6 protein-coding genes are annotated in these 11,815 nt (G+C 39.4%); all 6 read right to left on the bottom strand.

Features of this window, described 5'->3' with window-relative positions; genetic code table 11:
- Position 1: 1 nt before the first annotated feature.
- The 6 genes from AC2A07_RS15230 to AC2A07_RS15205 all read right to left on the bottom strand — a co-directional run bounded on the left by AC2A07_RS15230 (position 2) and on the right by AC2A07_RS15205 (position 11,793).
- Positions 2-2,032 (bottom strand): TonB-dependent receptor, encoded by a 2,031-nt coding sequence (locus AC2A07_RS15230; protein ID WP_484051096.1) that lies wholly within the window; start codon positions 2,030-2,032, stop codon positions 2-4.
- A 236-nt stretch (positions 2,033-2,268) separates the two neighbouring features.
- The gene (gene polA, locus AC2A07_RS15225; protein WP_484051095.1) at positions 2,269-5,121 is read right to left on the bottom strand and encodes a DNA polymerase I; all 2,853 of its coding nucleotides are present in this window, start codon (positions 5,119-5,121) and stop codon (positions 2,269-2,271) included.
- A 351-nt stretch (positions 5,122-5,472) separates the two neighbouring features.
- On the bottom strand, positions 5,473-6,915 hold the full coding sequence (locus AC2A07_RS15220) for a TolC family protein (RefSeq protein ID WP_484051094.1): 1,443 nt from the start codon (positions 6,913-6,915) through the stop codon (positions 5,473-5,475).
- Positions 6,902-10,096 (bottom strand): efflux RND transporter permease subunit, encoded by a 3,195-nt coding sequence (locus AC2A07_RS15215; protein WP_484051093.1) that lies wholly within the window; start codon positions 10,094-10,096, stop codon positions 6,902-6,904. The genes AC2A07_RS15220 and AC2A07_RS15215 overlap by 14 nt, the downstream gene beginning before the upstream one ends.
- A gap of 97 nt (positions 10,097-10,193) precedes the next feature.
- Positions 10,194-11,276 (bottom strand): efflux RND transporter periplasmic adaptor subunit, encoded by a 1,083-nt coding sequence (locus AC2A07_RS15210; protein WP_484051151.1) that lies wholly within the window; start codon positions 11,274-11,276, stop codon positions 10,194-10,196.
- Positions 11,277-11,412: 136 nt separating this feature from the next.
- Positions 11,413-11,793 carry a hypothetical protein gene (locus AC2A07_RS15205; protein WP_314497794.1) on the bottom strand — a complete coding sequence of 127 codons (381 nt, stop codon included), beginning with the start codon at positions 11,791-11,793 and terminating at the stop codon, positions 11,413-11,415.
- Positions 11,794-11,815 lie beyond the last annotated feature (22 nt).

Below are 11,815 nucleotides of genomic sequence, written 5' to 3'. Positions count from 1 at the left end.
ATTACAGATCAAACCTGACTCCAAAAACAAAATTACGTCGGGCAGCAGGATTATAATATCTGTTGCCAAAAGCATTGATATCAAAACCTAAAACATAATCAGTGTTGTACACATTCTGAATCTGTAAAAATACATTCACTCTTGTCTTATTCAGATCTAAAGGATATCTGAACTGTATATTCCCAATTAAATTTGAATCTGACCAGATCGTATTCGCATCATTCAGAGGAATTTTTGACGTATAAAAATGAGAATAGTCGACAGAAAGCTTATTGAAAAAAATAAAATTCAGCAAGCTGTTGATGGTCGTTTTTGGAACTCCGGTTAAGTCATTTCCTGAAAAATCCACAGTTCCCTGCTGATAGCTTTGAAATTTAAACTGATAGAAACTTCCGGAAAACCTGAATTTCAGACTGCTTAAGAAATTATTTTTCAGATTAAAATTTTTAGACTCCAGAAGTAATTCTAATCCTTTCTGGACCGTATTTCCCTGATTGACAAACAATTCCTGCCCTTGCTCATTCTGCCTTCTGACAATAGCATCTTTCATCCGGAAATCAAAATAATTAGCTTCTGCAAAGAAAATATTTCCAAACTGTTTCCGTATTCCCACTTCTTTATTCCATCCATATTCCGGAACAAGATTTAAATTAAATTCCTGATTTGAAGACCTGATTTCTTCATTGGTTGGGGCTGAATTTCCTTTTCCTATTTTTCCACGTACAGAAAAACCTTTTGTGATACGGTACGTCAGTCCGAAATTAGGGAGAAGCTGGTTTTTAAATCTTGTTTTTCCGTTTTCTGAAGTCGGATAGAGCTTTTCCCATTCGTAAGAATTGGAATTTAAACTTAATGAAATATCTGAAAAAAGCTTTTCGTTAAAATTCAGTTTCTGTGAAACAAAATAAAATCCGGAATTGTTTTTAAGGTGATCAAAATTTTGTGGATTGCCTTCGACTCCTCTATTGTTATCAAAATTTTTAATGAAAATATTATTTGTTCCGCCTTCATAACCCACTCTCCATTCTGCGGCAATTTTTTGCCAATTCTGCTGATAATTCAGATGGGTTCTCAACGCAAAATTATTCTCGAAGCGGTTTTCAAAATTAGTAATAAAAGGATTTTCAAAATCAACATATGATCCCTGAACCATCACAAAATGAGTAAAATCAGGAATCAGGGTAAATTCATGAGCAATGCCTGCTAAAATCATTTTGTTCCGTATTCCTGCATCCTGTTCCCGGGCACCGGGAAGAGCAGCTGTTTTCGGCCTTGCCTGTTTTCTGTTGAGCTGCATCTGTTCAAGAGTCAATCCTCCGGGAGTCTGATAATCCAGATCAGACAGAAGAAGCATTGCTTTGAGTTGAGCATTTTCTGTATACTGAAAATCATCTTTCAGAAAAATCTGTTTTCGCTGAACAGCAGACTGTTCGCGGTAAGAATCCGTACGGTAATAATTTTGAAAGATCCTGAAAAAATGTTTTCCTGACTGTCTTGCAACATTTACGCTTTCATTGAAGGTGCCGTAGCTCCCGATCGAAAGGTTGCTGGAAATCTGTTCTGAATTTCCGGTCTGTAACAAAACTGTTCCGCCCGTTACCGCTCCGAAATCACCGCTTTCAGGACCTTTGAAGATTTCCATCCTGCTGATCAGTTCTGGTGAGATCACATTAAAATAGGTATTTCCTGAAGCGTCGGACAGAATAAAATCATCTAAATAAACCTTCACATTGCGAACTCCAAAAGGAGAACGTAATGTGCTTCCCCGTAATGAAATCCGGTAACTTCCGGGAGAACGTTCTTCCATTCTCGCTCCTGCAATCTGGTTAATGGATTCAAGCATTCTTTCCGGTGGGTTCTGATTGAGTAAATTTGCAGAGACCACCGAAACGGATTTTGTAGAGTTAATAAAAGAAGACGGTTTTTTGTAAGCATCGATCTGTACTTCGGAGATTAAAACCGCTGAATCTCGTTTCTGAGAAAACACTGATGACATGCAAAAAACAAAAGCTAAAGAATAAAATCTGATCATGAAAGAGTTTATACATTTCCATTAGCAAATAGTATACAGTTTTGTAGTAATCTGTATTAAATGCAATAATATTTTTCCGGCAGACTGTAAACGTCACCATTCCCGGTCAGATCGGACTTTAATCGAGCCTGAAACCAAAACTAAGAAGTATTACTTTCTATAACAAAAAACTTCCGGCTCTATGCGGAAGTTTTATGATAATTCTTTAAATAGATTTTCAATTTTTTCATTGATTTTTAATGCGCCTCAAGCCAATTCTTTCCTACCCCAACCTCAACCAGTAAAGGCACCTGGGTCTCAATGGCGTTTTCCATTTCGTTTTTGATCAGTTTCATCGCAGTTTCCACTTCGTCGACAGGTGACTCAAACAACAATTCGTCATGTACCTGCAGTAGCATTTTGGTCTGAAGATTCTGCAGCTGAAGTTCTTTGTCGATCTTGATCATTGCCATTTTCACAACATCCGCTGCGCTTCCCTGCACAGGAGCATTGACTGCATTTCTTTCAGCATGGCCTCTCACAACAAAATTTCCGGAATTGATGTCTTTCAGGTGACGTTTTCTTCCCAATATCGTTTCAACATAACCAATTTCACGGGCTCTCTTCACCTGCTCAGCCATGTACGCTTTTAATTTCGGGTAGGTTTCAAAATAAGCTTCAATCATTTGTTTAGCTTCAGTTCTTGACATTCCGGTCTGTTCTGCCAATGCAAAAGCACCCTGTCCGTAAATAATTCCGAAGTTAACGGTTTTTGCCTGCCCTCTCTGCGTTTTCGAAACTTCTTCCAAGGGAATTTTAAATAATTTGGCAGCGGTAGAAGCATGAATATCTTCGCCATCCTGAAAGGCTTTGATCATATTATCTTCACCTGAAATCTCTGCAATCAGACGAAGCTCTATCTGAGAATAATCGGCAGAGATAATCTTATTTCCTTCTCCTGAAACAAATGCTCCACGGATCTGCTGGCCTCTCAGCGTACGGATAGGAATATTCTGTAAATTCGGATTCACACTTGCCAGACGTCCTGTTGCAGCAGTAGTCTGTGAGAAATTGGTATGAACACGGTTATCATCTTTATCAATCTGCGACGGCAAAGCATCTACATACGTTGACTTAAGTTTCTGATATGTCCTGTATTCTAAAATATGCTGGATAATCTCATGCTTTGTAGCTAACTTCTGTAAAATATCTTCTGACGTAGCATACTGTCCTGTTTTTGTCTTTTTGGCTTTGGGATCCAGCTGCATCTTTTCAAACAGAACATCCCCCAACTGTCTCGGAGAATTCATATTGAATTCTTCTCCCGAAATTTCAAAAATCTTTGATTCCAGCTGTCTCAGATCATTTTCAAGATCAATACTTTCCTGAGCGAGCCATTTTTCGTCTAATGAAATTCCCTCCAGTTCCATTTTCGCCAAAACTTCCATCAGAGGCATTTCTATTTTGTAAAAAAGATCTTCGAGGCTTTCGATCTTGAGTTGCGGTGCAAATAATTCATACAGCTGGAAAGTTACATCTGCATCTTCTGCCGCATAATCAGTCTGTGTCCGCAGATCTGCATCCCTGAAACTGCCCTGTTTTTTTCCTTTTTTTCCGATAATGGTTTCAATGGAAACAGGTTTGTAATTTAAATAGACTTCTGACAGATAATCCATCCCATGCCGTCCGTCCGGATTCAGAAGGTAATGGGCAATCATCGTATCGAACATGGCTCCTTTTACGGTTATATCATACTGCTTCAGAACCTTATAATCATATTTTAAGTTATGTGCTATTTTAATAAGATCTTCCTTTTCAAAGAAAGGCCTGAAAATTTCGAGGGTCTGTAAAACTTCCCCTTTATCTTCAGAGAGCGGGATATAATAGGCCAGTCCCTTCTTATAGGAAAAACTCATTCCCACTAATTCAGCTTCCAGTTCATTCAGAGAAGTTGTCTCCGTATCAAAACAGACTGCTTTTTGTTTCAGAAGATTCTGAACAAGTATTTTCTGGGCCTTTGGATTATCTACAAACTGGTACAGATGATCATTCTGCTCAATGGTTTCTTTGTTTGAAACTGCCTGATCAAGCTCTTCAAAAGTAGCAAAAAGATCCAGCTGACCAACATTTTTAGCCACTTTCTGTTGTGGAGTTTCTGCCAGCGTTTCTTCAGATCCGTCAGGAACAACTTCTTCTTTGCTGGGAGCAGGAGCTCCGGCCGGAGCAAATGCCCGGTAAAGATTCTCATACAGTCTTCTGAATTCAATTTCGTCAAAAATTTCTTTTACTTTTTCAAAATCAGGTGTTTCAAGATCATACTGTTCCTGATGAAATTCGACAGGGGCATCACAGATAATCGTCGCTAATTTCTTGGATAAAATTCCACGTTCTGCGGAAGCTTCTATTTTTTCTTTGATCTTACCTTTTAACTGGTGCGTATTGGCTAAAAGGTTTTCAATACTTCCGTATTCCTGTAAGAATTTCATGGCTGTCTTTTCACCTACTCCATCCAATCCGGGAATGTTATCAACTGCATCACCCATCATTGCAAGGAAATCAATGACCTGTTTCGGGTCCTGTATTCCATATTTTGCTTTAACTTCCTCCACTCCTAAAATCTCGATCTCACCACCTTTTAAGCCTGGTTTATATATTTTGATTTTATCCGTAACCAACTGGGCAAAATCTTTATCGGGAGTAACCATAAACGTCGTATACCCTTCCTTTTCTGCTTTGCAGGCGAGCGTTCCTATCAGGTCATCTGCTTCATAACCTTCAACACCCATGTGAGGGATATGCATGGCATCCAAAATTCTGTGCAGGTATGGAATAGCGACCCTTATCGCTTCAGGTGTTTCACTTCGGTTGGCCTTATATGCTGCAAAATCATTGGTTCTTATACTTGCCTGTCCTACGTCAAAAACGACTGCAAGATGGGTAGGCCGCTCTCTTCTGATCAATTCTATCAGAGAGTTGGTAAAACCGAAGATCGCAGAAGTATCTACTCCTCCGCTTGTAATTCTCGGGCTTCTGATCAATGCATAATATCCTCTGAATATCATTGCGTAAGCATCGATAAGAAAAAGTCGTTTGTCCTGTGTTGCGTCCATATTTTGAATAATGAACAAATATAAGAAAATGGGTTTGTTTTTACCGGACAATCTCAGGCTGAAATTGACGATCTCCTTTAAATTACAAATTTAAATAATCAGATTGAGCGCAGTTCTAAGGTTTAAATAAAGCAGAAATCATTAAGGTTACTGAATATTTTTACATTTTCTGACTCTGAAACATCCTCCGGCAATGTTCAATCTACGGGATAATTCCTATTCATTGAATAACAGGTACAGATTATGAATAGAAATAAAATTCCGTAAATCATTCAAGTATTCAAAAAAAGATTCAGCTCCCGAAGAAGCTGAATCTGAACTAATGAAAAATATATATGAATGAAAACTTTTTTATTTCCAGCCTCCGCCTAAACTTTTATAGATATCTACGACGGTGCTCAGTTGTTTCTGTTTGGCTTCTATTAATTCCATTTTGGCATCTAAAGCGTCTCTTTGATTCAGAAGTACTTCCAGGTAATCAGCTCTGGAATTCTTGAAAAGCTGATTGGCAATATCAATAGACTTATCCAATGCCTGAGTTTCCTGAGATTTCAGCTGATAATACTGATCGATGTTTTTCACTTTTGACATCAGGTTCGAAATATCTAAATAGGCATTCAGAATCGTCTTGTCATATTCATACAAAGCCTGGATCTGTTTAGCATCTGCATTCTGAAAATTGGCTTTGATCGCACTTTTATTAATAAGCGGACCTGCCAGTTCACCGATTAAACTTGAAGCAATCGATTCGGGAAGTTTGACCAGGTACGAAGGTTTAAAGGCTTCCAGACCTAAAGTAGCTGAAATTTCAAGAGAAGGATAAAATTCTTTTCTTGCTGCTTCAACATCTAATTTTGCTGATTTCAGTTCTAATTCTGCCTGCTTGATGTCCGGACGGTTGGCCAGTAACTGCGAAGGAATACCTGTATAAACCGTTTGTGGAATGATAGACATAAAACTTTCCTTTGTTCGGACAATCGGTTGCGGATAGCGACCGCAAAGGGCATTGATCTGATTCTCCTTCTCTGTAATCTGCTGACGGATCGTATACTCTGTTGCTTTTGATTTTGCGAGTTCAGCTTCAAACTTTTTCACTGCCAACTCGGTGGCAGCAGCAGCCTGTTTCTGAATTTTTGCAATTTCCAAAGCTCTTGTCTGTAACTTGATATACTGCTGAATAATATCCAGCTGATTGTCGAGTGCCAGTAATTCGTAATAATTATCAGCCACTTCCTCAATAAGATTAGAGAGTACAAAATTCTTTCCTTCTACTGTTGAAAGATAATGGGCAACCGCAGCATCTTTTTCGGTTCTGAGCTTCTTCCAGATGTCGATTTCCCAGTTGGCCATCAGGCCGCCTTCAAAATTCCCGAGAGGGTCCGGCATTTCCTTTCCCGGTTCTATTTCAGTACTTGCATCTCCGGCTCCTTCACTCGTGTAGCGCCCGACTTTGCTTACCCCGGCTCCTAATCCTGCTCTTACGGATGGGCTCAATCTTCCTTTTTTGGCAATGATACCGCTTTTTGCAATCTCTATTTCCTGAAGGGTAATCATCAGCTCCTGATTGTTTTTCAGGGAAGTTTCGATCAGGCCTACCAGATTAGGATCTGTAAAAAACTGTCTCCATGGAGTCGTGCCACTGTTATTATTAACATCCTGCTGTTCATTTTGAATGAAATTTTCAGGAATATTATTTTTCACTTCATCATTGATAACGGTTGCCATCGGTGCTTTACAGCTTGCAAGAACGAGTGATAAGGCAACTGCTGCAATGTATTTATTATAAATCTTCATGTTTATTATCGTGTTGATAAGGTTCTGTTTGTTCTGTCAAAGGGTTTTCTTCTTCATACTTTGCCAATCGGGATCTATCAGCAATGGTTCCGAAAATATAATATAGTCCGGGAATGATCATCAGTCCGAAAATAGTCCCGAGAAGCATTCCTCCTGCTGCAGCGGTACCAATAGTTCTGTTTCCTACAGCTCCGGGGCCGGTTGCCATGACTAAAGGAATTAATCCCGCAATGAAAGCAAATGAGGTCATCAGGATCGGTCTGAAACGGACTGCTGCCCCTTCAATCGCAGCTTTCGCTACGGAAATTCCTTCTTCAGCCTTTTTCTGTACAGCAAATTCAATGATTAGTACGGCATTTTTACCTAAAAGTCCGATGAGCATAACCATAGCAACCTGTGCATAAATGTTATTTTCAAGACCTAAAAGTTTTAAGCATAAAAATGCTCCAAAGATACCTGTAGGCAGAGAAAGGATGACCGGCAGCGGAAGAATGAAACTTTCATACTGTGCCGAAAGGATTAAATACACAAATCCTAAACAGATCAGGAAAATAAACACGGCTTCATTTCCACGGCTTACTTCATCTTTTGAAATTCCTGCCCAGTCGATTCCGAAACCTCTCGGCAGTGTTTTATCAGCCACTTCCTGAATCGCTTTAATTGCCTGTCCGGAACTGTAACCCGGTGCCGGTGTACCGCTTACTTCAGAAGAATTGTACATATTATGTCTTGTGATCTCAGAAAGCCCATATACTTTTTCCAAATGCATAAAATCTGAATACGGAACCATCTGATCTTTGTCATTTTTCACATACAGCTTTAGCAGATCACTAGGGAGGGCTCGATATTGAGGCCCTGCCTGTACAATAACTTTGTAAGGTCTGTCGAAACGGATAAAACTGGTTTCATAATTGGAACCGATCAAAGTTGAAAGATTATCCATCGCCTTTTCGATGCTCACACCTTTCTGTTCGGCAAGATCATTATCGATTTTAAGCATGTACTGTGGGAAACTCGCTGAATAGAAGGTAAATGCAGAACCCAGTTCCGGACGTTTCTTCAATTCTTTCACAAAATCAGTACTTACCTGTTCCATTTTCTGATAATCTCCGCTTCCTGCTTTATCTAAAAGCCTAAGCTCAAATCCACCTGCTGCGCCATATCCCGGAATGGAAGGTGGCTGGAAAAATTCAATGTTGGCTCCGGGAATATTTTTAGCCTTTTCTTCAAGTTTCTCAATAATTTCGGCAGCTGATTCCGACCGGTCTTCCCAGCTTTTTAAGTTGATCAGACAGGTTCCTGAATTTGAACCTGTACCTTCTGTCAGAATTTCGTATCCTGCAAGTGAAGAAACAGACTGTACTCCGTCAATATCTTCAGACTCTTTCAGAAGTTCTCTTGCAATCTGATTGGTACGTTCTAAAGTGGAACCCGGAGGTGTCTGAATAATGGCATAAATCATCCCCTGATCTTCCCCAGGAATAAATCCTGAAGGAAGTGAGTTGCTTAAAAAGAAAGTGCATACACAGAAAATCAACAGCAAAGGGAGGGTAATAAACTTCTTCGTTACTGTTTTGTTAAGCATTTTCTCATATCTTCCCGCTCCTTTTGTAAATAAATTATTGAATTTATCTAAGAAAATGGTAATCGGACCTCTCTTTTTAGCTTTTCCGTGGTTGTTTTTTAAAATCAATGCACACAATGCCGGAGTTAATGTTAACGCTACAACTCCTGAAAGAATAATTGACGAGGCCATGGTAATCGAAAACTGACGGTAGAAAACCCCTACAGGCCCTGACATGAATGCTACAGGAATGAATACCGCAGCCATAACCAGGGTAATGGCGATAATAGCCCCGCTGATCTCATGCATCGCTTCTTCCGTTGCTTTCAATGCAGACAATCCTTTCTCTTCCATTTTGGCGTGGACCGCTTCAATCACAACAATCGCATCATCGACGACGACACCGATCGCCATCACCAGTGCGAAAAGAGAAATCATATTCAGCGTAATTCCAAATGCGGACATCACTGCAAAAGTACCGATCAGGGAAACAGGAACTGCAATCGCCGGAATCAGCGTTGAACGCCAGTCTCCCAAGAAAAGAAATACAACGATCGCCACGAGAATGAAGGCTTCAAATAAAGTATGGACAACTTTTTCTATCGATGCATCCAGGAATCTTGAAACGTCATAACTGATGTCGTAATGCATTCCCTTAGGAAAATTGGTTTTTTCAAGGTCTGCCATCAGTGCTTTTACGTTTTTGATAACATCACTTGCATTGGATCCATAGGATTGCTTCACGGTAATCGCAGCAGACGGTTTCCCGTTTAATGTAGAATAAATATCATACATCGAACTACCGAATTCTATATCGGCAACGTCTTTCAGTCTTACGAATTCTCCTGCTGATTTAGCTTTGAGAATAATATTTCCGTAGTCTTTTTCATTATTAAAACGCCCGGGATATTTCAGAATATATTCGAATGATTGTGAACGTTTACCTGAGCTTTCCCCTGTTTTTCCGGGTGATGCTTCCAAACTCTGCTCATTTAAAGCTTCCATCACTTCATCAGCAGAAATATTATAAGCGGTTAAACGGTCAGGCTTCAGCCAGATACGCATCGCATATTCACGGGTTCCCAGGATATCTGCAAAACCAACACCGCTTACCCTTCTCAATTCCGACATTACATTGATATCAGCGTAGTTGAACAGGAATTTCTGATCAGCTTTCGGGTCGTCACTGTACAGGTTGATATACATCAGCATATTCGGTTCCTCACGGGTAATTTTCACCCCTTCACGCACAACCAATGGCGGAAGTTTATTAACAGCTGATGATACACGGTTCTGAACATTTACTGCCGCAACGTTGGGATCTGTTCCCAGATCAAAAACTACCTGAATGGAAGCTTCACCATCATTTCCGGCATCGGAGGTCATGTATTTCATTCCGGGAACACCATTAAGTGAACGTTCCAGAGGAATGACCACTGCTTTGATAAGCAATTCGTTGTTTGCTCCGGGATAGGTTGCCGTAATATTTACTTTGGGCGGAGAGATCGCAGGAAACTGGGTAATGGGGAGTTTCATTAGAGATAAGACTCCCATAAAAACTATAATCAGAGAGATTACTATTGACAGAACAGGTCTGCGAATGAATTTTTTAAACATAAAATAATGTTGAATTATTGATGATAAGTTGTAGATGACCCCTATTTTTTATAAAAATTTGTGTGGTCAATTACGCTTATCAATGATCATTGACTCTTTACTCTGCTTTTAATTTTAAGGATTGAAGCACTTTCTTCGGATCCTGAAATTTCACTTTTACTTTCTGATCATCTTTCACCTTCTGTACACCATCTAAAAGAATTTTATCACTTTGAGACAGCCCGGATGCAACGATGTAGACATCAGGAAGCTCATAAGCAACTTTTATATTTTTGGACCGTACGACTCCATTATGATCAATTACAAAAACATATTTCTGATCCTGAATTTCATACGTTGCTTTCTGCGGTATAATCAAGGCATTTTTCAACGGCAGGGTCATTCTGATTTTTCCGGTCTCTCCGTTTCTTAATAATTTTTCAGGATTAGGGAATTTTGCCCTGAAAGCTATATTTCCCGTTTCATTATCAAATTGCCCTTCGATCGTCTGAATCTCGCCCTGCTGATTAAACATGTCGCCATTGGCCATCATTAAACTCACACTCTGGCTTCCGCGGTCTGCAACGTGCGTCTGGTAATTAAGATATTCCGGTTCTGAAACGTTAAAATAACTGTAGACATTTGTGTTATCGGAAAGAGTTGTAAGCAAATCTCCTTCGTCAACAAGACTTCCCAGTTTCAGAGGAATTCTGTCAATCACCCCCGAGAACGGTGCTTTAATATCTGTAAAAGAAAGATGGATCTGAGCAAGTTTCATTTCGGCATTCGCAGCATCCAGCTTAGCTTTCGCCATTGATCTTTCATTTTTAGAAACAATATTATTACTGGCAAGTGTACTTGCATTTTTCAGCTCAATAGAAGCCTGTTCAACTTCAGCTCTTGCTTTCAGTAATTCCGCCTGATAGATCTGGGGCATGATACGGAATAAGGTCTGCCCGGCATGAACATACTGACCTTCGTCAACATAAATTTTCTCAAGAAAACCTTTCTCCTGTGCCCGAACTTCAATATTCTTCACTGACTGAATCTGAGCTACAAAATCTTTGTTAATAATGGTGTCCATTTTCACCGGTGAAGTAACCGGATATATTGAATCTTCCTTTTTTTCTTCTTTTTTTCCGTTACAGCTAAAAAGCAACAGAACAGCGCTTAAGACAACGCCTGGGACAACTCTTTTCATCATAATTTAGAGTAATATAAATCGTTAAATGTTATTGAATAATAATTCGTGGGAAATGCATTGTAAAACACAAATTGGTACAACGCAATGTTCAGGCTCCGGTTGCGGAACTGAAACATGATCGGAAAATAAAATTTTAGATTCTGATAGAACGGATCAGAATGAATGTTTTTACAGATCTGAAATGCTGTAAAAAGTCAGTAAATGCAGGCTTAACTCTTTTTTTAAACAGTAAACCAAATGAATACATCAGACCGAATACACTTGCGAAAACAATAATTGCCTGTACGGTATCCGCCAAATGAAAATCATCTTCAGCAAGTTCTAACGTAAAATTATCTGCAGTGTCTGTAAGCTGCTGAAATGAAAATTTATGAGATGAATGATTAGATTTTTCAGGATAATTATGAGATATATGTCCTGAAAAATCACTTCGCAGAGTTTTGACATTAAGCTTACTTTCCACTACAAATAGCAGAAAAAGGCTGGTCAAAAAATAAACGATATAGTTTCTCATTAGCAGATGCAAATGTATGCCT

Source organism: Chryseobacterium sp. HNCC26DJ238 (genome assembly GCF_057180465.1).
This window is presented reverse-complemented; position numbering and strand designations above follow the sequence as displayed.